Below are 24,384 nucleotides of genomic sequence, written 5' to 3'. Positions count from 1 at the left end.
TACTCGTTTATCAAAATTTCTATTTTTTCGTTACAGACATTTTCATTTATCAATATACTCTTATCGATAAAACTTTTAATTAGTTCAACTCTAGGTTCATACTCTTCATTAATTATATTACTGCCATATTTTTCCATGCTCTCATAAATTGAATATAGATATGGCATAGATATCAGAAACTTACAGAATCTTAATTGAGATTTTTTAAATCCATCATCCGTTTTTCTTACAGGAGTATAAAAGTTTTCAATATGTCTATTATGAGATATACCTGGTAATGTAGAGCTTTTTACAAAATGTAACAGGAAGTAATCAGAGCCTGTCGTCTCTTCGCCCGGTGGTAGAGGTATATGTTGGTGAACTTTATAAAAACCAACATTACACATATCTATCTTCATAGGATCAGATGTTCCAAGGCATTTATGGTCTTTTGTAAATCGTGTAGTTCCTCCCCCAGTAAATGAAACATCGACCAAGGACTTTTTCTCTTCTTCGGTCGAACCTGTAGGAGCCCACAAACCAACCACCTTAGAATAGGCAGACGGTGATAATTCCTTGAGTTCACTTATATCGACTGACATCTCACCAATAAAGGAGCCACCAACTAAAGAAATAGGCATTAACTCTTGCTTATGAGTTAATGAGCTAGAGTTAACCTTATCAATAATATCTTTAGCTTTTATTCCCAAAGCTATTAGTTCATTTTCTATAGGAAAGATATAATTGTTAGACAGTTTTTGATAGCGACTGTCAGAATCTCTTCTTAACAATATATCACACCCCATTGCAGAGCTAATTAGGAATGCTCTATTAGTACATGCTCCATAAGAAACTCCTTTAGGACTCATCAGGTAAATTGCTTTTTCTGGTTTTTCCACTCCGGAAATTTTTACAATATCAGAAATGAATTTATCTTGCTCATTTTCATTCAGGTAAATTATTTCTATTGATAATTCATTTTTCAAACGTTGTAAAACTGACTGGTTATCTTGAGCTATTTCTTTTGGCGAAGTATCCAGAATAAGTAATTTGATATTGATATCAAAGTTTTTATTTGCGTATTCTGCTTCATACGCAAGTAGCTTAATCGTCTCTTTACACTCACGGTTTGTTGGGAGAGATAAACATACATTTCTCATTACGATTTATCCTCACACCATTTAGCTAAACCCAGTAATTTTTTGCCTAAGTCGTTCAATTTTGCACTACCATACCTTTCCGATTCATGCATGACTGCATCACCCAATAGAGTTGGGTTCCAGTCTGGAGTTGAAAGTTTTTCCCAAGACTTGATCCTGGATTCTCTCAAATTACTGTTATCTTCGAGCGCAGGAGACATAGACAAATACTGAACAGCTCTAACTCCTCTTTCTGACATATTTTCTTTAACTCCATGTGCCAACAGGCCATTAAAAATCAACATATCACCAGCTTCTAATCGAGGAATAACAATTGGATGCTCCTCTTTATTTACCTTAGGTCTGATAGGGTCGCGATCTTTAGGCTGCTTCACTTTCCAATCGTCAAAATGTCTAAACAAACTCGGGCAACATTGAAACCCTCCGGTTTCCGGGTCCGAGTCATTCAAAGCAATAATACCCTGAACTCTTTGTGGTAGATTTTCTAAACTCGTGTCCACATCCCAATGTAACGAAATATCAAAACCTTCATCTGTCCGTTTTATTAAATCTCTTGATCTGTTCAATATATTAGGTGGATTAAGATTCACTCTATCCAAAGTAACCCATAGCTCTTCGCAATCCCATATATCAACAAATGCATTGTATACTTTACTGTCTTGGCGTGAATCCCATAGCAACTGATGGTGATACACTTCAACAAAACCATATACATAAAGGTCTTTATCGAGATCGCTCCGGTACTCTTTTTCTGGATACCATGTTTCTGGTTTCTCCCTATCCATATTTTGAAAATCCCAGGTCATATCAAGTATCTTCTCTGAAAGGTCCTTAGAGATTGCACTCTTTATAATCACAAACCCAAATTCTTGCCAATGTTTCCAGTCTTCTTTACTTAAAACCTTAAGTGGTAAATCTTTAGTTATTTGATTAAGATTTTTTTTTGCGAAGTATGATTCGCCGTCTTCACTTTGGTATCTACCACAGGCCGAATTAAAAAACTTTTCTTTCATAAAATATTATTAAACTTATTTTTCACCGGTTAATTTGTTTTCGAGTAATGTACTTATTTTTATTTTTTATTTAACCCCACAAATTGAAATGTAACTTTTCAAAAATAGACTTCCAACATGACATTTCCATAACAAAAAAAATCAAAAGCACAAAATACTGCTCTCCCTCCAACGAATAATGTTAATTATTGTGAAGATAATTTAAAAAAAATCACCATAAAAAGGTCTTTTATTGAAAATTTACCTTTAATCGAAGACGGTTGTGTAACGTTTTACCAACAACTCCCCCACCTAAATCAAGAAATATTATTAATATATATGATCTTGGCATATTTAATTTAAATATTAATTTTTACTTAATTTTAATTATCTTATTTTTTTTTCAAATAACCACATAATCAATACACTTAATGATCGGTAATTTAAAAACCACCTGTCTAAAAAAACAACAATAAAAAAACAGATACTTAAATAACCCTTATATTTCATAGGATATTTTGTCTTATATTTAGGCAAGCTTTTAAATTGATAATTTAGTCAAAAACAAATGATTTTTATTTAAATCCTATAGTTTTTAATTTTTCGAATTACAGTGTGGTGATTAAGTTTGCAATCAAGTGCATTAATAAGAAGGGAGAATGGCAAAAGGCAGTACCAATCGAAACAAGTTACGCTCTATTCAAGCCTCAAATTTTAATTTTCTAACTCAGGTTTCAGGTGGATCGAAGGGGCTGTTCGCGGAAACTCTAACGACAATCTTCAGCAACAGTACATTTCGCAGCTACAGAAAACACTTTGCTAGCTCTTTAGATCAACAGAGCATTTAAAAGTATCAACCGCAGAAACTAAAAAAGCTCCAATATCGCTATTGGAGCTTTATATTTATCTCACGTTAGTTGACCGTGGCATTAGCGCCAACTAAACATTCGTACTTCGTTGCCCTCTTCAGGCTTCTTAGGAATATTCAAAGACAGCGCTAAAGAAACCACAGCCATCGCTGCACCAATGTAGAACACTGTCGAAGGCGAAGATAGCCAAATCACACCGAATACAACAGGAATAACAACCGCCGCAATATGGTTGATAGTAAAAGACACGCCCGCGGTGGAAGCCATATCGGCTGGGTCAGCAATCTTCTGGAAATAGGTTTTAATAGCTAACGCTAAAGCGAAGAATAGGTGATCGACTACGTACAGAGCTGCGGCCCATTCAGCCGTTTGCACTAAAGCATACCCAACAAACACACCGACCAAACCAACATACTCGAAAATCAATGCCTTGCGTTCACCAATTACACCAATTAATCGACCTATACGTTTTGCAAATAAGAAGTTAAACAGGTAATTGATTAAAAACAGTAGAGTGACGTCTGCTGCAGAGTAACCGAACTTTTCAACCATCAAAAAGCCTGCGAATACGGTAAATATCTGTCGTCGGGCCCCACTCATGAAGGTCAACGCGTAGTAGAGCCAGTAACGCTTTCTCAGCACCAGTTTCTTATTTTGTTGAGTCTTGGTTTGAAATTCAGGGAAGCCAAAAGTCATCACTAGCACCAGAACAAAACCTAGGCCACCAGTAATGCCATAGACCCAAGCAAAATCGAGCTTTAACTGCTCAAGCATCACCCAAATAGAGCCATAGGTGATCAAAGATGCGAAAGCACCAACCGAGATCATTTTACCCAGCATCTCTGGTGCTTCTTCTTTACTCAGCCATTGTAAGGACAAAGATTGCTTGAGTGTTTCAAAGTAGTGAAAGCCCGTCGACATCAAAATAGTAGTAAGCAAAAGTCCAGTAAGAGAAGGGAACAAGCCAGTAATCGCCGTACCTACAGTAAGCATCGCGAGCGATACCAACATAAAGCGCTGCTCGCGGATGAAAGCCAGCACAAACACCACAGTAAAAGCTAAAAAGCCTGGGATTTCACGAACACTTTGTAGCAAACCGATATCGGCACCATCAAAGTTCGCCTTTTCTATAACGAAGTTATTAAGCAGAGCCATCCAGCTCGAAAACGCGATAGGAACAATAATAGAAATCAGTAATAAAAAGTTTTGCGGCGTTTTCCAGCCTGCATTCGATGCACTCATAGCTGCCAAATTCTGAATGATAATGCTACATCATACTCTGCTTTTCTCTTGAGTCACAAATCATTAACACTTCTGGAGAAGTTAAAATGACACGACTTTCATCGTTTACATAGGGCGGTATAATAATGGAAATCGACGCCTTGCATTCGTGAAACATTATGTTACATTTACCTGATACTTGATCACAACCAAGTGACGGGAATAACAACCCTGCGTAACACTCCTCTCTACTACGCGAATCCCAATATCAAAATTTCATTCTAAGCCTACCTGCACTTGCAGCGTTTGCGCTTCTGACTTTTATAATAATAACTCATTGGATTAACTATGTTTCCCATCTCTCATGAGGGGAAGTGGTTTCGATTTTTAATGGTATTCATATTCCTTGGTGCTGCCATGGAGACGGATATCTATCTACCCACATTTCCCGATATACTGAACGACTTCAACACTGACGCGGTTATGGTGCAGCGCATTCTGAGCTATAACTTTATCGGCATCTGTATTGGTTCTTTACTCTATGGACCACTATCGGATCATTTTGGTCGCCGAAAGATACTAATGTTTGGTTTTAGTGTCTTTCTTGCTGCAAGTATCGGCTGTATTTATGCTTCGAGTATCGAGCAATTACTAGCATTTCGACTGCTTCAAGGCTTTGGCAGTTCGGCGTGTGTGATCGTTGGTACCGCAATGATCTTTGATCTGTTTGATGAAGAACCCGCCGCCAAACTGATTGCCGATCTCAACACGTTAGTGGTCAGCTTGATGGCTTTTGCACCTCTTATAGGCGGCTGGATAAGTCTCCATATGGGGTATAAAGCAAACTTTGTCTTTATCGCCATTTTAGTACTGCTTTCTGCGACCAAATGTTTCTTCTTCTTGCCTGAATCTTTGAGTAAAGATAAACGGAAAAAGGTCGCGCCTAAGCGAATAGCAAGCGACTATAAAACCGTATTGTCTTCGTCAACCTTTTGGTACAACACGCTAGTAACGAGCTTAATTCTTGCCGCTTATATGATTTATGTTTCCAACATGTCGTTATTGTATATAGAGCAATTAGAAGTCAGCCCTGATCAGTTCCCATTTTTCCAAATGGCAACACTGGGCACATTCGTCTTGGTGAGTTTGAATAACGCACGCTTAATCGACAGGTTTGGTATCGATAAATTAAAAAGTACTGGGCTTGGCTTAATATTTACCACCACACTCATCTTTTTCTTATTGCCATCTGAGCAACTTAACTCACCGTTCATCCTAACAGGGACGATGTGCTTGTTTTCAATAGGTGCAGGGTTATCGATTGGATTGTTCTTTGCGAAATCGATGCAAGTTTTTCCGGAGCTAACGGGAATCGCAGCATCACTGGTGACAGCTATTCGTCTATTTATCGTTTCTGCAGCGATTGATTTAGGCAGTAATGCGTATGAAGGGACGTCTGAGTCAGTCGTACATGTGATGACCGCTGTCGTTGCCTTTTTAGCTGCTATCTCCTCAGTCAATTACTGGCGTCAAAGCCGATTGAAGCAGGCAGAAAATATGGAGTAAATATCTGAATAAAGAGGGGAGCTAGCCTCCCCTCTTTATTTATTGAAGACCTTTAAAGGTTTTTATAAAAGGTTAACCACTCGCCTCGCTCTAAGCCGCTAACGTTCACTCCAGTGATGCCACTCGAGGTTGTTGCATTAGAAGGAGAAAATGAAAGGTTAACGTTTTTGAATTGTTCAGAAGTACGACTTTCTGTTCCTGTCTGAGAGAGCACGTACCCCAAGTTAGTAGAGTTCCAACTTGAATTTCCACTGTCTTCCCATTTTTTGAGAAGTTCTTTTGTTACCAGTTGGCTACCAACTTTAAGAGCCGGACCACTAATATCTCGGAATTGATAGTAATCCACCCCTGAAGAAGTCACTGCAATGACCTTATCCTCTAATACATACAAAAAGTTGATCGCGCTACTTATCAACGCCTGGTGTACAAGTACAGATCTCTTCATGTTATCCACGATATAGAGCGAATTCTCGGTTGTAATAGCGCTCACAATTCCATCCGCCGATGTCGCCATATGGCGAATGGCACCATCAACCGCTAGCCCTCCGAGCTCTTTTTGCTGTGCGGAGTTTGAAATCCACTCGAGCTTATTATCTTCCAAGCCCAATAGAATTTGCTGTTGGGCAACAATGTTCGCGGTTTTCAAATTGGTCTTGCCAATCGTCATCTTAGTCGAGAGGTTTGCAGCATTCACAACTTCAGATGCAACATTACTGCTTAAAGGGTGGTTACCGTAGATAACCAATACTTCACTCTCATCATAAGAGGGGAAAATTTGTGGCGACGAGGCCTTAAGCGGATGACGCAAACTCTTCATGGCGAGCGTGTCGGCACTTAACAACTTGAGTTCTTGAGAACCTACTGAACTACTGGAGCCCTTAACCGCCAACAAGGAACCGCTTTGCAATAAGGGGAGTACCGACGCAAAATTATCATTCACACACGATTGATTTGCGGATGGGTCAACCGCTGGTGTAGGTTTAATAACCGGAGGAAGCTCACCACCACTTCGACTGCTATAAGTATCTATTGCGAAAGCTTTTTTCTCTGCATTGTTACTAGAACTGCTTAACCTTGCTAAAAATACGCCATTGGAACCTTGGTCATTACATACATCACTTGCTGTCGCTGAAACGTAAGCCGTCGGCTTGTAAACCTTATAAGCTTGAACGCCATCTAATGCTGGTACCAATTGAACGATTTCGTTCGATTTTACCTCGACCTCACCACCCCCAGACCCACTTCCGTGACCGTGATCGTCATCGTCATCGTCATCGTCATCGTCATCGTCATCGTCATCGTCATCATGACCGTAGTGATCGTCGTGTGAACGAATACTCATCAAACCTGAATTAACTTCAGGCTCTGCGTCTCCAATCAGTGTCACAGACTTATTACGTACAGCACTGTCTATTTGCATCACCATATCATCGGCAGTCAAAAATACGATTTGACCGCTAGCTCGATTCAAAGCGACGGATTTCGCACCAGACAATTGCGGTACCGCTTGTGAACCGCGGACAACCAAATCACTGTCAATTTGCAAGTGCCTCGAAGCGATCCCTGAAACGTCTACGTCAGACAGATCTAACGTTTGATGCTCGATCATAAGATCGAGTGCGTGGGCGATATTAGTATATGCTCTTTGCTTACCATCAGTTTGTGCCTTTTTCAGTGATTTTAGCAACACGTTAGACTTATCTTTAGGACCATATGCTGTGTCTAGTGAGGAAAAATTGACCCCAACGTGATCACCGAGCTTACGTTGAAGGGATGCCTTAGCCTGAGCCAGATCGTTACTAACCGTTGGGTTAAACATCATTTCACTATGAATCAAAGTGGTAAAAGGCGACACCAGTTCAAAGCCAGGAGGGGCAGTCAAAACCGCACCATCGTATTGCCTCAGCTGCGCATGCATAGATACGTTTGCAATACGTTTTTCTAGGTCACTACATACGCCATTCAGATCTGCATCGGCACATACTAATGAACTTTGAAAGGTATAGCTGGAAGGGACAGATCCAACAGGGTTCTCTCCATCAGAGCCCCCCCCACATCCTGTGACCATTAATGCACCACACACAGCAAGTGACAATTTACACATTAAAAAACTATTACCCACTTTCAAACTCATTATTTAAGACCTATTCGACTGACAAATTAATCAATTAAAAGAATATAATTTTGATATTAAATCACTTTTCGAAATAAAAGATCAAACAATATTGATAATCACTATCATTTAAATTAACATCAGCGACCTTTCTTATGAGTAATTTATAAAATATTTGGAGTTCAAGTGGTAAGGAATCCATACACATTGGTGGGTGTTTCGCTCATGTCCACAATGCTAATGGCTTGTGGTGGCGCAGGATCAGATGAAAAACAGGCACAATCGTTCGTAGAAGCTGATGCAGAAAAACTATCAGGGGTAGCTCTCGATGGTTACCTACACAAAGCGAAAGTCTGTTTAGATAAAAACCACAATGCTATGTGTGATTCCGCAGATGGGGAAGTTTCAACAACAGATTCCAATGGGTACTTTGAATTAAATCTTGATAATGAGAGTTCAGGACAGACGCTCTTGGTTGAGGCAATCGCAAACCAAACCATCGACATGGATATGCCAAGCCAGACCATAGATTTAACATTCACACTTGAAATACCAAAAACACACTCCGCGGTTGTTAGCCCGATCACCTCACTCATCGCCAGCGTCGCACAAAGCAGTGGGATCAGCTTTGACATGGCGGCACAATTGATTGCCCAAGAGCTAGGAGTTGAGAAAAAACTGGCTATCAGTGATTACGCTGCATCAAACTCATCAAATAGCGGAGAATTACATATGCTTGCTCGCGGTTTAACCCGCGTCATTCAAGAAGCACAAAAGGCTTCCATTGAGGTAGGCATAGATCAAATAAATGCTCGTAAAGGCGCTATGTACAAACTCGCTTCGCTGGATCTAATCGCCTTAAAAGCGAAAACAGATTTACTCTCACATGGTGCACCTGGAACAAACAACACGTTGAAAAAACTTGGTGAGGCGTTCAAAGACCAACTTACAATATCTCAATCGGATATCAGCAGTGGTGCAATCTTAATCGCTCCTCCTGCACCTAAACATGTCGAAGTAGATGATGTATCTGATACGTTCAACTGGCAATTTGTCCGTGGTTTCAACCAAAATTCAGATTACGAATACTCATTAGACTCTGGAAATACGTGGGCAACCGTGACCCGAAAACCGATTCATGTCGGGTCCCAAGCGCTCAAAGAAGGGGCTGTTCAGGTAAGAGTTGCCGCTTCGAAAACACGAAACACACCAGCAGGAAACATTGCAGTTTCAAATGAAGCATATACGTTAAAAACCGAGCCTGCGGCCCCTTATAAAGTTTACGTCGATGATGCAAAAAACCGATTTGATTGGGATTTTGTCGATTCTTTCAATGCTCCAAGCCTTTATGAATACTCACTGGACAACGGAACCAACTGGATCCGGGCAACAGAAAAGCCACAGAATATCGCTGACCTCGACATACCAAGTGGTCATTTACAAGTACGAGTTGCTGAAAATAGTACACTTGGACATCTAGCTGGTTCCATCAGAGCGGCAACCGCTCCAATGACCGTTACACCACCAAAACCAGAGCAACCGACACTCGATTTTGCCAATGACAACAGCAACCTGATCAATTGGTTCTGGGTAGATGGCTACGAGGCCCCATCATTTTATGAGATAAAGCTTGGCCTTGATAAGGACTGGCAGGATGTAACGGGAGTTCCATTCATACTCGAAAATGCATCATACCCAGAGGGTACGATTTCGATTCGTGTGAAAAGTAACTCATCGAATGCGAGACCGCCTGGATATGAACTGACAATCGATTCAGCTTTTACCCATTCAGATAGTCAACCGGTCGCCCCAACCAATCCAATGGTTGACGACACACAGGATACATTCCAATGGCAGCCCGTTGAAACATTTGAAGAAGTGAATTCCTACGAGTATTCACTAGATCGAGGGCTTCACTTTAATGCGGTCACCGGTAATCCTCAGCTCGTTGATAATAAAGCTTTTGCCAGCGGACAGGTCTGCGTGCGAGTAAAAGAAAACGCGATAAAGCAGCACCCTCCTGGTGAACTGCTCTGCTCTGATAAACCCTATACTTTCAAACCTGATGCACCACAAAATCTGGTTGTAAATAATATCGACAACACTCTTGAGTGGAGCATCGTTGAGCCGTATAACCCCACAGATTATGAAGTGTCGCTCGATTCAGGGGCAACATGGACCAAAGTAGTGACAATGCCCTTCCATGTGGGCAACGAAGCGAGAAGCGCAACAGATGTCCAATTACGCGTAGCAAGAAGTATCATCCATGCCAGAGCTAGCGGTGAGATAGCTTCGCCTACGGAAGACTTCACCAAGGTATTCGATATCCCGGTACCCAAGGGGGTAGGAGCAAGGATCATTAACCCCGAATTTGAGCCTAAGGATAAGGCTAAAGTTAACCTTACCAACGGTTATGACTGGGATTACTGGCAAAAAGTCACCATTGGGGGGCAAGAAATCAGCTTCGAATTACCTCAACATTACGAATACACCAACGACCAAGGAAAAACGTGGCATCCCGTTGTATCGAAGCCACAATTTATCGGCACTGAAGCATATAACAAAGACAAGGTGGCCATTAGGTTAAAAGAAAATGCTAAAGAAACCGTTAAAAACCCTGCGAGCGAACCTCTTTGGGCAACAACAGACAAAACCGGTGAATTCTACGCAATCACATTCGTTCCGATGCAAGATTTAAATACTCCTGCAAAATTTAAAGAAACTTCATATGGACCGGGTTATGAGAGGGATAGTTTCAATTGCATCGCTGAATATGACAACGAGGGCAAAGGTGAGCCGATTTTTTGGGCTACGGAACAGGATTATATAAAAGTTGGCAAAGTGTCCAATACAGTTCGAGGGTTAAAGAATTGCGGTATCAACGATTGGAAGCTTCCTACAATGGAACAAGCCATCGAACTCTCAAAACGGAGTGTTGACAATCTACCCTCAAATCTAACCAGTGACTTAATAGGGAAAGGAACAAATTATTGGGCCAATGACAGTGACAGTTACGTCATAGTGAGGAGTGGTGAGGTTTATAGCACATCAAATGCTTATGTATACACAACATGGACGCTGCCGACGAACCAAGGCTTATTGAACCTCATCAATAATGAGACGGTAACAATAGATAACACTCCCAAAACAATCAACGAGTTACTCAGTGAACAAAAAAATGGAGTTGATGGTGTTTTAGACGAGGCAAAAACCTTCTTAACAAACTGGTTTAGTAAGAACCAAACAGACAGAAGTTACGCTTTGTTAGAATTTGCGGCAAATGAAAAATTGGAGACACTGTCGGGCTTAACCGAAAAGTGGAAAAGTGGCTCTGATCTTTTCATCTCAAAGATTGCAAAATACGAGTTGCAGATCAAGATGGCTCAACAACGCGGTAATACTCACGATACCCAAGAACTTGAAGACGCCCTCAACCATTTCATAGCAAAAACCTATGAACTAGAGCAAAACACTAAAACACTGGCAACACTGATAGAAGGCGCTGAGTTTGCTCAGAAACTGGCACAAATTCAACAAAAAAACGCGACGGTAGATGTAAAAGTCGGTTCGCTCAGAACGTCAAAAAATAAGGGTGAGGCAAAGGCAATACATGAAGCGAGTTTAGCGCTCAATCAAGCATTGTATTTGTTAGCGCAAGAGCGCGAGCAGGCAGAAAGTTTCATTGAATCGCTGAATAAGCATATAAGAAACTCTGATGATGAAACGCTGAAAGCACTGTATCGCAACCTTATTCTTCAAATGGAAAGCCTAAAATCTCGCGTTCTTACGACATTTGAAGATGAAGCCAATGACGGTTTAAAAAACTCAGGTTACAAGGTACCAGAGGCTGAGGTGTTATTCGATAACGAACGATTTGCCAAGATCGATAAATTTGGTCATTACCTCGATAAGACAACCACATATGCACAAGGTTGGCGATGCGTTGAAGACAAGCGTATTCCAGGCAAACGCAGAGTTTGGACGTTACTCAAAGACGGCTTACCACAAGGCGAAGACAAGCTCTTCTACAATGCTTCCGCATCTGGATTACCAAGCATTTTAGGGAGCGACGGGCTTCTCGAAACCACCAATGCCGATGAAGGCATGTGTGGGTTTAAAGATTGGTCAGTCCCAAGTTTGACTCAACTGTGGTCTTTAAAGTCAAAACCAGTAAAACCAGAAAGCGAATACCTGACGTTGAATATAGAGGTATTCCCCCATCATTTAGCTTTGAACCCAGAGTATGACATGCGTACTGATGATGGGACAGTATTTTATTACTGGTCCAAAGATCAAAAAGACAATGCAAATATGCACATTGCACATTTTAAGACAATCAACAAAAACCAAGAAACAAGCTTTACAAGCACAGACAGTACTAACCAGAAAATTACGTTAGCGCGATTGGTTCGTGAAGAAAAGGTAGCTTTAAAAGACTATGAATATCTGGACGCGATGGGAAAAGTCGTTCCAAACAGAAACGATGCGATATGTGTTAAAGACTCAATCAGCGGCTTAGCATGGCAAATATTTCAAGATGTAAATAAAGATGAATTGAAAAAGACATACCAACAGATTCAACAGGAGATAAAAGTTTGGAATAACAACCAGATGTGCGGCTTGAAAGATTGGCGTATTCCAAGCAAATACCAGCTTTACGGGTTATTTCCCTTAAATACTACGGTCTTTAAACATAATAATCTAAATGATAAATATGTAACCAACAGCCCAGCTGAAAGCGGTAAGTTTAAGGCTTTAAACATCACAACATTTTCAGAAAGCTCAGCTGAAATAAGTCGCTATAATTCAAGACTTTATAGACTAACAGCTGGTAAATAAAGCCAACATATTGGCAATTAATATTAATATCAACTAAATCGACCTCTACCGAGGCTGAATTACGCAAGGAATAACATCATGTTGAACAAAAAAAAGCAACGCGGTGCGGCTGCGATTGAGTACGCCATTCTCGCTGCCGCGATGTCTGTAGTCTTACTGTCTGTGGTTGGTGGCAAAGATGGGACACTGACAAACGCGATCACTGATGCCTATAGCACAGTGGTCGAAAAAATAGAGAAAGCACAAGAATCTGAATAAGCCCGTCTACTTATAACATTAAAGGAATAACCATGACTGCCAAGCGGCTCCTGTTGCTGTCGTTATTATGCTCAGTAGTCGCGTTATCTGTCTTACTGTTCAGTCAAGGCAATAACGCGTCAGAAAAAGTCTCAGTGCCAACCACTCAGCAAACCATTAAAGTATTGGTGCCATCTCGTACTATTGACATAGGCCAGAACTACACCCCAAATTCATTTCAGTGGAAAGCCATTCCCTTAGGTGAGTTGGAGAATTACATCGACTATGTGACACCAGAAAGTATCTCAGCCGACCACTCTATGTCTGGTATTGCCCAAACAAAGCTGGTCGAAGGGTCCGTATTGTCACATGCAGACATTACTGAGCCAAAGGGAGGCTACTCACTCTCTTTTAAACTGCAGCCCGGCTATCGCGCTATTTCCGTCCCTGTTGATCAGATCACAGCAAATTCAGGCTTCATCCAACCAGGGGATCGAGTCGATATCCTACTTCTGGGCTCACAAGATGGTGAGCTGCTTCGTTACGGTAATTCGTCACAAGGGCTATATGTCACCACCATTGTTCATGATGCTAGAGTTTTGGCATTTAATAACACTCAAGCGGCAGAATCTTACCAAAAGGTGAGAGACTCCTATGGTGCGGTCATTCCAGATAACAGCAGCGTTTCTCTAGAGGTTACCCCAGAGCAAGCCAACCAAGTCGTGCTTGCTGAACAACTGGGAAAACTCACTCTTGCACTGCGTGGACAAAACGACACCCAAGTTAACGTTCAACAAGCAAACTCAGTCACACTAGAAGTGATTTCTCCAGACACCACTCAGATATTGCCTGACGTCGGTCTGGTGGAATTTAGAGCCGATAACAAAACGATTAATAATAAAACCGGAGCTAATAACAATGGCTAGTACCTGTCGTTGGTGGGGGATTCTCCTGCTATCAAGCCTTTGCCTCTCTTTTGCATCAGCAGCATCTGCGCTTGATGTGACAATCAATGAGGCAAAAATGATTCGCCTGCCAGAAAAAGCGAAGTCGATTTTCATCTCTAGCACTCATATTGCGGATTACCAAACCTTAACCAACACCAAGGTGATGGTATTTGGCAAACGAGCTGGCAGCGCCACCATCACCGTTTTGAACGAGCAAGAACGCGTTATCTATACCAATAAGATTCGTGTGACTCACAACAGCCGCGAATTCAATGAATTGGTGAAAAACAAGTTCCCAGAAGCGTCAGTTAACGCAGAATCCTTAGGCGGCAAACTGTGGTTAAAAGGCCGTGTTCCTTCCCCAATGATGGCGCACAATATCGTGTCGTTGGCGAAAGGGTATCTGTCTCCCATTGTTAACCAAACTGAGCAGAAAGAAGGCTCGAACACAAACCAAAATAACAGTAGCGACAGTGCACTGACTCAAAGTCAGCCTACCTCCTCCAAAGAAGAGGAGCTGATTAATCAATTGGTTGTCACCATGCCAAATCAAGTCAACATTCGAGTAAAAATCGCCGAAGTCTCTCGAAATGTATCCAACAAACTCGGAATCAAATGGGGCTCACTCGCCGGAGGCGTAGGACAATTTTACTTTGCAAAGTTTCCTAATGTCAGTAGCTGGGGAAAACCAAGCATTACAACACTGGTTGATGCATTAGCAAGTAACGGCATGATGTCTGTGCTAGCTGAACCTAACTTGACGGCAATGTCTGGTGAAGATGCAGAATTTCTAGTAGGTGGACAGGTTCCACTGCCATTGATTACTGCTGATACCACGCAAATTGAGTACAAAGACTTCGGTGTTAAACTGAACTTTACCCCCACCGTGCTTAGCCAAAATCGCATCAGTTTAAAAGTCAACCCAGAAGTCAGCAATGTCTCGATTGACGGGCAGCAAGTAATACAAGGAGCCAACTTTCCCTCTTTCACTACTCGCAGTGCTTCTACCACCATCGAGCTAGCCAGTGGGCAAAGTTTCGCTTTAGGCGGCTTATTAAAGTCTGAAGACATTGAACAATTACAAAAAGTACCACTTGTCGCGGAGATACCAGTACTAGGAAGTCTCTTCCGTTCGACGGAATTCACTCGCCGAGAAACAGAGTTAATCATCATTGTCACGGCTTATCTAGTGCAACCAACTCGTTCAGATTCGATGCAGCTACCAACCGACGGTCTCATTCCATTAAGCGATGTTGAACGTCTTCTGGCACTGCCGAGAATTCAGCGTAAAAGAACACACGACCAAGAAACATACACCGACAACCAGAAGCCTCGCTTGCTGGGTGACAACGGGTTCTATTACTGAGGACATCATGAACAAATTATCCTTATTACTCCCTGCCCTATTTATGTTTGCGGGATGCGCACCTACGCCAACCACTCAGCAACCATCGGTCGATGTGGTGTCGGTTACGAACAAGTTCTCTCTAACGCTTTCAGGAAAAGCCCTGTCAGATCAGGAAAAGGCGGATATTTCTGATTTCATGTCTCGCCGAGGTGCATTAAGTAACTTGATGGTCAAAATAACAAAAACAACGCCGAAAGGTGAAAGTCAGATAGAGAAAGTAAGGCTTCACCTGATCGAATCAGGCCTCTATCCATCACAAATTTGGGTAGCAGACGAGGCTACAGAAGGTAAAGGCGACATCACCATTTTAGTCGAGTCTTACCGTGCCAAAGTCACAGCCTGTGACGCGGGTAAAACGCCAAGAACCACAGTCAACGCCTACCGCACACAGCGCAATTTTGGGTGTGCCAATGCCAATGCCCTTGCACAAATGGTAGCCAACCCTAAAGATCTGATCGTCGGTCAACCGATCAGTGGTACTCAAGGACAAAAAGCTGTCTCTAGTATCGATAACTACTTGGCTCCACCAGCCCAAAACCAACAAACAATTAATGGCTCTTCGACGAACACGCTAGGGGGCTCGCTATGAATAAAGTACACCAGTTAACGGTACTCATCGCTGCGTCCGAGCAACTCGACACCCTATCGCTTAAAGCGACATTGAGTGACTTTGGTATTAACCACATTATCACCTCTTCCAATCAAGAGGATGAGGTAATACGACAGGTCCTAAAACATGGTATCACAACTGTATTTCTCGACGTGATGAGTTGTGAGTTAGCAGAATCGAAACAGGCGGTGCAACGCTTGATTAAGCGTACAGGGTGCCAAATTATTGTGATTGGGCAATCCAATGAAATTTTCATTTACCGTGGCATGCTGGCATCAGGCGCGAGTGACTACTTAGTACCTCCTGTGACGACGCAAGACTTAGAACACGTTTCCTTTACGGCCTTGCAAAACAGTAACGGGAAACGCAATGAAAAAGTCATCTCGGTTGTCAGTACCAAAGGGGGCGCAGGTAGCAGCACTATTACCGCAACGCTTTCTCAACAACTGGCCGAACTAGGTAAGCAAGTCGCTTGCCTAGACCTCGACTTTTCAATGGGCGATTTGGATCTACTACTCAATGTTGAAGGGAACCCAGCATTAATAGAGCTTTTACAATATCCAGAAAGACTTGAACCACTTGTATTCGAGCGCTGCGGGATCAGTGTGGATGAAAAACATACTCTTTTTACTGGCTATCTACCTCTAGATGCCGCACCATTTTGGCCACAAAAGAGTGCTTTGGACCAATTTACCCAGTTTTGCCTACAAAAAGCAGACTACCTGGTAATGGATATCCCAACTTACTCCTTACGTGATCAAGTTGGCTTCAACGCGCTGAAAAGCGCCGATATAAGAGTCATTGTTGTTGAACCAACACTGGGGGCTATCCGCAACGCTGGCCAAATTATCAAGCGACTGCAGGAGCCGTCCTCTTCACAGACGATAGTGATCCTGAATCATTGTAAGTCAGACTCTGCATCAATGATTTCTGTAAAGGACGTGCAAAAATCATTAGGCGTCAAAGTCGATATTATCATTCCGTTTTTACCGAACCACTTTATAGGCAATTCATCACTCGGACACCCTGCTCACAAAGGTAATAAAAAGGCTAAGCTTGCGTTCAATTCTCTCATCGAGTTGATCACCGGTGAAGTGCCTCAGAGCAGTCGCCGCTTTTGGAAGCGAGGTGCATAATGTTTGGTCAGAACCCTCAGGTCATTGAACAAGATGTAAACGGTGGCGCACGAATAAATCAATCTAGCGTAACCTCGACACCTTCCATACGTGAGCACTACCATGTTATTCACGAAGAGGTTATCAAGGCCATCGACCCATCGGTTGTAGTTAGCTTAAGTACGTCAGCTCTAGAGGCCCGAATTGCTGAACTCGTGTCGGAAATAGTGATCGCCAAGCAATTGCCATTAGGCCACGGTGATGTGACTCATTCTGTAGAACAACTGCTGCATGAATTTTTAGGTTTGGGACCGCTTCAACCTTTAATTGAAGACCAAACGGTCACAGACATTATGGTCAATGGTTACCGCGAAGTTTACGTAGAACGTTCCGGCAAGCTGCAAAAAACCACGGTTCAATTTCGTAATGAAGAGCAGCTGCTCAACTTAGCACGACGTATCGTGAGCAAGGTGGGTAGGCGAATTGATGAATCGAATCCATTAGTCGATGCAAGACTGGATGATGGCAGTCGTGTCAATGTGATGATTCCACCCTTAGCGCTCGATGGGACCTATATTTCAATCCGAAAATTCAATGAGAATAAACTCTCATTGGCTCAGTTAGAAGGCCTCGGAGCGATGTCAAAATCAATGGTTAAGTTAATCGATATCATCGTTCGCTCTCGTCTTAACGTTCTTGTTGCAGGTGGCACAGGCGCAGGTAAAACCACATTGCTGAATGCGATGTCTTTTAGCATTCCACCTCAAGAACGCATCATTACCATTGAAGACACAGCTGAACTGCGATTGCAACAACCACATGTAGTACGTGCAGAAACTCGCCCAGCCAACGCAGAAGGTTTAACACCGATTACCCAGCGGGAATTGGTCAGGAATGCATTGCGTATGCGACCAGATCGCATCATTTTAGGCGAAGTTCGTGGTGATGAGGCCTTTGAGATGATGCAAGCGATGAACACAGGCCACGATGGTTCTCTGTGTACACTGCACGCTAACTCGGCGGCAGATGCTCTGGTTCGAATGGAAAACATGTTGATGATGAGCCAAGCCACTTTACCGCTCTTCGCGCTACGCCGCCAAATCGCTGACACCATTGATGTCGTAATCCAAGTTGAGCGAATGCGTGATGGGAAAAGGCGTATTGTTTCAATAACAGAAGTACAGGGTATTGAAAGCGAACAATACATTACTCATGACCTTTTTACCTTTGATGCATTGTCTGAGGATCAACAAGGAAACATTATAGGGTGCTACAAAAGTGCTAGATGTGTCCCTCACTTCAACGAGAAAGTCAGACACCACCAGCTAGATAAACAACTAAGAGCTGCGATGGAGGTCGACGTCGTATGATCCTAGTTCTAGTAGTACTAAGCACATTACTAAGCCTCTTATTGTTGAGGCGTCGAGCGAGACATGCCAACGTCAATAAACGATTACAGCTTGTCAGCTGTCAGCAACAGGCATCTAGCATCTCGATAAAAAAAGACGACCATATACGTTCTAATAAACTATATGCGCTATTTCGAAGAATCAATGCCTTACTCTGCACCTCAGACAAGGGGTTTATAATTCTTACTGCGATTGGCTTTCCAATTGCAAGCCATGCTTTTTTGCCAAAGGTAGCCCTTTACTACCAGGTAATTGCTGTTGCCGGTTTATGGCTCACTTGTTTCTTCGCTTTGGTTTTCTACCGCCGTAAATTGCAAGTAGAAGAATTCGAGAAAAGCATTATCAGTGTGCTTGGTTTAATTTCTAGAGCCGTTTCTGCAGGCTTATCTGTTCCTCAAGCTATCGACCAAGTCGCGCAAAATGAACAGGGGTTACTCGGTCGCGAGTTCTCATATATTCGTGACAACTTGGCACTTGGGCTTAGCTTAAGAGACACGTTAGAGGACGCGTGTATTCGCCTTCCTTACCATAGCTTTCGTTATTTCTCTGTTGCTCTCATCCTCAATCAGTCGAATGGTGGTCAACTACGTGACATTCTTCAAGGCCTGAGTCGAACGATGCATGACAACCGAGCCATGAGAAAAAAGGTTAAAAGCCTAACCTCTGAGCCTCGAATGACTGCTCTATTTCTATCTCTATTACCCATCGGCTTAATTGGAAGCATAGCTTGGATAGAACCCATAATGGCCGATCGATTGATCAATACTGAATCGGGACAAAATGTACTTATTTACGTTCTGAGTAGCATCTGTTTTGGCACCTTGATTCTAAACTCCTTAACACGCAATAAAAGGTTCTCTTCATGACCTACTTTGCCTCATTGATGATAGGGACAGGACTACTACTGGCCCTGATTGCGCACCTTTATTCATTTAAACGAGATATCGTCAAAAATAGGCTCATGTCTGTTTCTGCTTATTCTAATAAATACTCAACAACCTCAAGCGATTGGGGCTTTCAGGGTCAAGAATCTCGACGTCGAAAGCTGACCCTAATTGGTTTAGGGTCACCAAATGCAGAAACTTATTTTCTCGTAATAAGGTTCACCCTAATGACCGTTGGCGCCATGATTTGGCACATGACTCAAATCTCGGAGTCGAACGTGTACTCAATAGCGGAATGTATCGCCATCGCCATCGTTACCGGCATTCTTATCGATCGGATTCTCGATTGGTGGGTAAACCAAGTGCTAATGCAAATTAGTCGTGTCGTGCCTGACGCAATTGATTTGATGGTGATCTGTGTTGCATCAGGTTTAACACTCGAATCCGTATTCCGCTGTGTTGGTGAAGAGATGCGTTCGATCTCTCCTGCATTGTCACGCGAGTGGCTATTAACCGCGACAGAGATATCGGTTCTCGATTCACCACAAACGGCACTCAACAACTTAGACAAACGAATACAACTGCCTGACATCAACAATGTCGTCACCACGATGAATCAAGCACTTCAATACGGTACACCGCTTGCTGACGCTCTGAAGCTTATCGCTTCTGATAGCCGTCAATACTACTTTCTCGAACTGGAGGAATGGGTCGGAAAAATACCAGCAAAAATGTCGTTCCCTTTAGTGGTCTTCATTATGTTGCCAGTAGTCGCCATTATCATTGCACCAATTATGCTTAATTTAATGCAAACATTGGGGGGAATATGAGACACACCATTCTATGTTGCCTACTTGCGATACTCACAGGGTGCCAATCAACAAACAAAACACAAAATGAGCACGTAGAGGACATGAAAGTAGCTGAAGTTGCACTATTGAACGGCAAGCCTGAGAGCGCTATGGATCTCTATCGCAAAATGTTGGTAGCGAAACCCAAAGACCCGCAGTTACTACTGTTGATGGGCTCCGCAGCCAATCAATCCAGTCGTTATGACGAAGCACTGCATTACTTAAAGCGTGCTATCGAGCTTAATCAATCCAGTGCGATTTACCGTGAGATAGGCCGTTCATGGCTAGCTTTAGGAGAGCTTGAACAAGCAACCTCGGCTCTTGAAGAGTCTGTCCGACTGGAAGCTTCCGATGACGTTGCTCAAAATAGCTTAGGAGTCAGTTACTCGCTCAATAAGCAGTATTCCAAAGCCAGAGAGTGTTACTCAAATGCACTTAGCTTAATGCCTTCAAGCAACGAGTACAGAAACAACCTCGCTATGGCTTGGATACTCGATGGTAAACCAGAGCAAGGGATTCGAATTCTGCACCCGATCTTTGTTAGAGGTGAAGCGAGCGTAAAACTCCAGCTTAACCTTGCTTTGGCTTACGCGCTTTCTGGCGACAGCGAGTCTGCGAAAGCGATCGCTCGTGAGCACCTGTCGCAACCGGAATACGCGAACAATAGCTTGTATTACCAAGCCCTAGCCGCACACGCTAAGCGAGGAGAACAATAATGCTCTCTCGTCAGAAAGGTGCGAATAGCGTTGAGTTTCTAATGATCACCCTACCGTTTCTATTGCTGATACTAGGGTTCTTTGAGATCTGCCGTCTGCTACTGGTCAACATCATCTTCGATGTCGCCGTTCATGCAGGAGCTCGAGAAGTCAAAACTCGACCAGTTGGCCCTTTATCAAATCAAGTTTTCATCGACACTATCGACAAGTTCCCGCTGATCGATCGCAGCAAGATCAAGTTGTCGCAACCTTTGTACGTTGAAAACCTACCGGACTTGGTTAACGAGAAGGCGGCACCAATAAGCAAAGCAGTATTAGGGGAGTACACGGTGTCTTACGCATCCTCATTCGCTCTGCTGCCTAGCCTTTCAACCCGTTTTTTAGAACGTACCGGCAACATAACAACCTTGGAAAAAAAGGTATTGGTGAGTTATGACGGTTAATAACACACACACCAAAAAACAAGCGGGATCAGCCGCCGTTGAGTTCCCATTTGTCGTGCTCGCGATGATGTTCATTCTGTGGGGGTTGGTTGCTATCTACCGCTTATTCAGTATGCAGACTCAGTTAGACAATGTTACTTACAACCTAGTGAATGCGATTTCTTCAACTCAACTCAAACCAGAGCAAGGGAAGAATGGTTTACCCGAGACTCTGAAAGGTCCATTACTCGTGCTCGCTGAACGTTATCTGCCGAGTAGTATTGCCCGCGGCGATATTGGGATTTTACTTGAAAGTCGTGTCTTTGATACTGCTGCTTCGACGTGGGAATACGAATATCTTTATGCAGGAAGCAACTGCCAAAGTGACCCACCTATTGAGGACCTTACGGACATGCTTGTTGTAGGCAACGGTGATCCTGCATTGAATGGAAGACCATCCACTTTGATTCAACTGACCATATGCGTAAAGACACCATTTGACTACGAACGACTTGATCTTCCAAAAAGCCTAAAAAGCTCATCAGTAGTGGTAGGTAAGCACTATGGTTAACTCAATGTTTAGCGGCCTAGCCCGGCAGCAAAAAGGTTCCATCACTCTTTCCTTTCTTGCACTACTGCTCCCTGCACTATTTATCGCTATTGGCACTCTGATGATCTGCGCGCAAGTGATGGTTTCTAATCGAGCTGCGCAAGCCGCTGACTCTGCCGCACTGGCTTGTGCTTTTGCTGATGAGGCGACTTCGAAAATGATGCGCGCATACCAAAGTTACTACCACCCAACATTGAAAGGTGTGAGTGAATTAACGCCAGAAAACCAAGGCTGCCGAATTAGCCTAGGTTACTCCGTTACACCGCTACTACCGCATTTCAGCTATGAACGCTATGACCAAAATGTGACTGCAACAGGTGGTGGCTTTAAGGGGGTGGTTGAAAGCAAACACTCTGCGATTCCAACAGAGCTGGTATTGGTACTCGACGTATCTGGCTCCATGAGCTCAAACATACAGTCACTAAAATCTATTTTGTCGAATGCCTTGAATACAATTCAATCTCAGAGCAATAACGCTAACGATTTAGATTCAGTAAGGATTTCGATCGTTCCCTTCGATTCTGGAGTGGCAACACATCGCCCGCCCTGGTTATCCGAAGAAACAGCCGGAATCTACTGTATCGATGGACTTAGCTATCGTAATGGCGATTTCTCTGCGGCGCTGACCGTAGATAACCTCGCGACGCTGCATTCAGAGCGACCGGTGAAGTTTACACCGCCAAGTAAGTGGTTAAGCGACTGTAATCAAGACTCACCAATGTTGCCCTTGACCAATGTCTTTTCCCGCGTCCAAAACTCGATAAACAGCCTGAAAGCAAATGGCGGTACTCGCTCTTATCAAGGTTTGGTATGGGGAGTGAGGCAGCTTATCCCAAGTTGGCAACAAGCATGGGGAATACACGTAAGCACGGTAGCCGAAACTAGAAGAAAACTGGTGTTATTCACCGATGGCGCTGACGAAGGAAACGCGTTCAATCAACTCGTAAACGCTGGGTTCTGCACTAAGGCTATCAAGCAATACGGCATTGAAATGAATTTCATCGGCTATGGCGTCAGCCCAACTCGAATTACTCAATTCGAGAACTGTGCAGGAAATCCTTTACGCGTATTCAGTGCCACCAATACGACACAACTTAACGAGTACTTTTCCGACATTTTGGCGGTTGAATACTCAGCAAGCATCCAACTCACTCGCTAATTCAAACAAAGCGTGTGACTCAAAACATCTGAAATTAAAACAAACAAATTTAAAAACAATATGGAGAAATACATGTTTACACGAGCCCTAGCGTTATTAGCGCTGTGCCTTTCTTTACCTGCAATGGCTTATCAAGAAGGCGATGCTTTATCGCAAGACGTTGTCAAGAAACTGCAACTCAACAACGAGGAGCTCACTATTGTCGACTTCTTTGCTGAGTGGTGCGTTTCTTGCCGTAAAGAACTTCCAGAAGTAAACCAACTCTACAAAGAACTCAAAGGCACTGGCGTGACATTCAAAGGTGTTGATGTCGATGAGGATGTTGAGGTTGGTCTTGAGTTTCAAAAGCAGATCGGATTGGAATTCCCAGTAGTCAACGATCCAGAGCAAGCATTGATCGCAGAGTTTAGACCTATCGGTATGCCTGCACTTTATTACATCTACCAAGGCAAGGTTATCAAGATTCGCTTTGGCGCAATCAACCACATTGGCGACGTCATTACTGATGACCTAGTGAAAATGGGAGTGCAGTTATGATGTTGATGAAAGCCACTCTTGTTGGATTGCTCGCTATTCCAATGACCACGAACGCGGCACTTGAACTCGACCTTAGTGGTTTAGGAAAAAAGTCCGTTGAACAGCAAACCAGTAATAACAGCACTAATAGCGATGGCCCTATCGTAGAAGAAGAGATCATTTCCGGCACGGTTTACTCCAGTGGCGGCACGCACTCAAACCAAACCACCAAAAGCGCAACTAGACGCAACATCGACATGGTTACACCAAAGGCAAAACAGCTGGTTATCAAAAAAAAAGAGCCAGAAGAGACTAACAAGCCTTCAGCGTTAGCGTTTGTCGATGAATTTCTTGGTATTGAGCCGGTAAAGCCTTGGGAGAAAGGGACGCTAGCTCAAAAAGAGATGAAACCGGGCGGTCCAGTACCAGAATTCGATGTTTTCTCTGAAAAAGTCTTTGCCTACAAACAGGGCTCTGTGGGTGGCAGCGGTGTTGGCGGTGGCGGCTGCGGCTGTAACTAACCATTAAATCGATCCAATAAACTCAATCGAAAAAACACTCAATCAATAAAAAAATATTCAGTACTTCAAAAACTAAATAAGAACAAAATGAAAAAACTACCAATTACGCTGCTAAGTGCAGCGGCAGTGGCTAATGTGGCATTAGCTGAAGATCATGTCTCTGTGCATTACCTGCAATGGCTTATCAAGAAGGCGATGCTTTATCGCAAGACGTTGTCAAGAAACTGCAACTCAACAACG

General features: G+C 43.0%; 20 protein-coding genes. 16 read left to right on the top strand and 4 right to left on the bottom strand.

What is annotated here, in order from left to right; all coding sequences use genetic code 11:
* The 3 genes from A3712_RS07620 to A3712_RS07605 all read right to left on the bottom strand — a co-directional run.
* On the bottom strand, positions 1 to 1,139 hold a 1,139-nt coding region (locus A3712_RS07620), incomplete at its 3' end, for a DUF6271 family protein (protein WP_063522938.1).
* A complete protein-coding gene (locus A3712_RS07615; protein WP_063522937.1) occupies positions 1,139 to 2,152 on the bottom strand; it encodes a phytanoyl-CoA dioxygenase family protein in 1,014 nt (337 codons plus the stop codon). The genes A3712_RS07620 and A3712_RS07615, both read right to left, overlap by 1 nt.
* A gap of 908 nt (positions 2,153 to 3,060) precedes the next feature.
* A complete protein-coding gene (locus A3712_RS07605; RefSeq protein WP_063522935.1) occupies positions 3,061 to 4,242 on the bottom strand; it encodes an MFS transporter in 1,182 nt (393 codons plus the stop codon).
* A 327-nt stretch (positions 4,243 to 4,569) separates the two neighbouring features.
* On the opposite strand from A3712_RS07605, the gene A3712_RS07600 reads away from it, so the two are divergent.
* Positions 4,570 to 5,787: a multidrug effflux MFS transporter gene (locus tag A3712_RS07600; protein WP_082856196.1), complete on the top strand. Its 1,218-nt coding sequence runs from the start codon at positions 4,570 to 4,572 to the stop codon at positions 5,785 to 5,787.
* 52 nt (positions 5,788 to 5,839) lie between these two features.
* On the opposite strand, the gene A3712_RS07595 is transcribed toward A3712_RS07600, so the two are convergent.
* The gene (locus A3712_RS07595) at positions 5,840 to 7,855 is read right to left on the bottom strand and encodes a hypothetical protein (RefSeq protein ID WP_063522942.1); all 2,016 of its coding nucleotides are present in this window, start codon (positions 7,853 to 7,855) and stop codon (positions 5,840 to 5,842) included.
* A gap of 270 nt (positions 7,856 to 8,125) precedes the next feature.
* Between A3712_RS07595 and A3712_RS07590 the strand changes: the two genes are divergently transcribed.
* The 15 genes from A3712_RS07590 to A3712_RS07520 all read left to right on the top strand — a co-directional run bounded on the left by A3712_RS07590 (position 8,126) and on the right by A3712_RS07520 (position 24,144).
* Positions 8,126 to 12,739 carry a DUF1566 domain-containing protein gene (locus tag A3712_RS07590; RefSeq protein WP_082856195.1) on the top strand — a complete coding sequence of 1,538 codons (4,614 nt, stop codon included), beginning with the start codon at positions 8,126 to 8,128 and terminating at the stop codon, positions 12,737 to 12,739.
* 78 nt (positions 12,740 to 12,817) lie between these two features.
* On the top strand, positions 12,818 to 12,997 hold the full coding sequence (locus A3712_RS07585; RefSeq protein ID WP_004740725.1) for a Flp family type IVb pilin: 180 nt from the start codon (positions 12,818 to 12,820) through the stop codon (positions 12,995 to 12,997).
* Between the two features lie 32 nt (positions 12,998 to 13,029).
* Positions 13,030 to 13,902 carry a Flp pilus assembly protein CpaB gene (gene cpaB / locus A3712_RS07580; protein WP_063522934.1) on the top strand — a complete coding sequence of 291 codons (873 nt, stop codon included), beginning with the start codon at positions 13,030 to 13,032 and terminating at the stop codon, positions 13,900 to 13,902.
* Positions 13,895 to 15,289, top strand: coding sequence for a type II and III secretion system protein family protein (locus A3712_RS07575; protein WP_063522933.1), 1,395 nt, complete (start codon positions 13,895 to 13,897; stop codon positions 15,287 to 15,289). The genes cpaB and A3712_RS07575 overlap by 8 nt, the downstream gene beginning before the upstream one ends.
* A 7-nt stretch (positions 15,290 to 15,296) precedes the next feature.
* The gene (locus tag A3712_RS07570; protein WP_082856194.1) at positions 15,297 to 15,920 is read left to right on the top strand and encodes a CpaD family pilus assembly lipoprotein; all 624 of its coding nucleotides are present in this window, start codon (positions 15,297 to 15,299) and stop codon (positions 15,918 to 15,920) included.
* The gene (locus A3712_RS07565; RefSeq protein WP_063522932.1) at positions 15,917 to 17,077 is read left to right on the top strand and encodes a P-loop NTPase; all 1,161 of its coding nucleotides are present in this window, start codon (positions 15,917 to 15,919) and stop codon (positions 17,075 to 17,077) included. The genes A3712_RS07570 and A3712_RS07565 overlap by 4 nt, the downstream gene beginning before the upstream one ends.
* Complete coding sequence (locus tag A3712_RS07560) at positions 17,077 to 18,426, top strand: CpaF family protein (RefSeq protein WP_063522931.1); 1,350 nt, start codon at positions 17,077 to 17,079, stop codon at positions 18,424 to 18,426. Before A3712_RS07565 ends, A3712_RS07560 begins: the two co-directional genes overlap by 1 nt.
* Positions 18,423 to 19,331 (top strand): type II secretion system F family protein, encoded by a 909-nt coding sequence (locus A3712_RS07555; RefSeq protein ID WP_063522930.1) that lies wholly within the window; start codon positions 18,423 to 18,425, stop codon positions 19,329 to 19,331. Before A3712_RS07560 ends, A3712_RS07555 begins: the two co-directional genes overlap by 4 nt.
* Positions 19,328 to 20,179, top strand: a complete 852-nt coding sequence (locus A3712_RS07550) for a type II secretion system F family protein (protein ID WP_063522929.1) — start codon at positions 19,328 to 19,330, stop codon at positions 20,177 to 20,179. Before A3712_RS07555 ends, A3712_RS07550 begins: the two co-directional genes overlap by 4 nt.
* Entirely contained in the window at positions 20,176 to 20,916 is a 741-nt protein-coding gene (locus tag A3712_RS07545; RefSeq protein ID WP_063522928.1) for a tetratricopeptide repeat protein, read from the top strand. The genes A3712_RS07550 and A3712_RS07545 overlap by 4 nt, the downstream gene beginning before the upstream one ends.
* Entirely contained in the window at positions 20,916 to 21,359 is a 444-nt protein-coding gene (locus A3712_RS07540) for a TadE/TadG family type IV pilus assembly protein (protein ID WP_063522927.1), read from the top strand. The genes A3712_RS07545 and A3712_RS07540 overlap by 1 nt, the downstream gene beginning before the upstream one ends.
* A complete protein-coding gene (gene tadF / locus A3712_RS07535; protein ID WP_063522926.1) occupies positions 21,349 to 21,909 on the top strand; it encodes a tight adherence pilus pseudopilin TadF in 561 nt (186 codons plus the stop codon). Before A3712_RS07540 ends, tadF begins: the two co-directional genes overlap by 11 nt.
* Positions 21,902 to 23,107 carry a vWA domain-containing protein gene (locus tag A3712_RS07530; protein ID WP_063522925.1) on the top strand — a complete coding sequence of 402 codons (1,206 nt, stop codon included), beginning with the start codon at positions 21,902 to 21,904 and terminating at the stop codon, positions 23,105 to 23,107. The genes tadF and A3712_RS07530 overlap by 8 nt, the downstream gene beginning before the upstream one ends.
* Before the next feature lie 72 nt (positions 23,108 to 23,179).
* Complete coding sequence (locus A3712_RS07525; RefSeq protein ID WP_063522924.1) at positions 23,180 to 23,644, top strand: TlpA family protein disulfide reductase; 465 nt, start codon at positions 23,180 to 23,182, stop codon at positions 23,642 to 23,644.
* Positions 23,644 to 24,144 carry a DUF4266 domain-containing protein gene (locus tag A3712_RS07520; protein ID WP_063522939.1) on the top strand — a complete coding sequence of 167 codons (501 nt, stop codon included), beginning with the start codon at positions 23,644 to 23,646 and terminating at the stop codon, positions 24,142 to 24,144. Before A3712_RS07525 ends, A3712_RS07520 begins: the two co-directional genes overlap by 1 nt.
* Positions 24,145 to 24,384 lie beyond the last annotated feature (240 nt).

The organism is Vibrio sp. HI00D65 (genome assembly GCF_001635455.1).
Classification (GTDB): Bacteria; Pseudomonadota; Gammaproteobacteria; order Enterobacterales; family Vibrionaceae; genus Vibrio.
The sequence above is the reverse complement of the archived record's forward strand: the minus strand, read 5'-3'. Positions and strand labels throughout refer to the sequence as shown.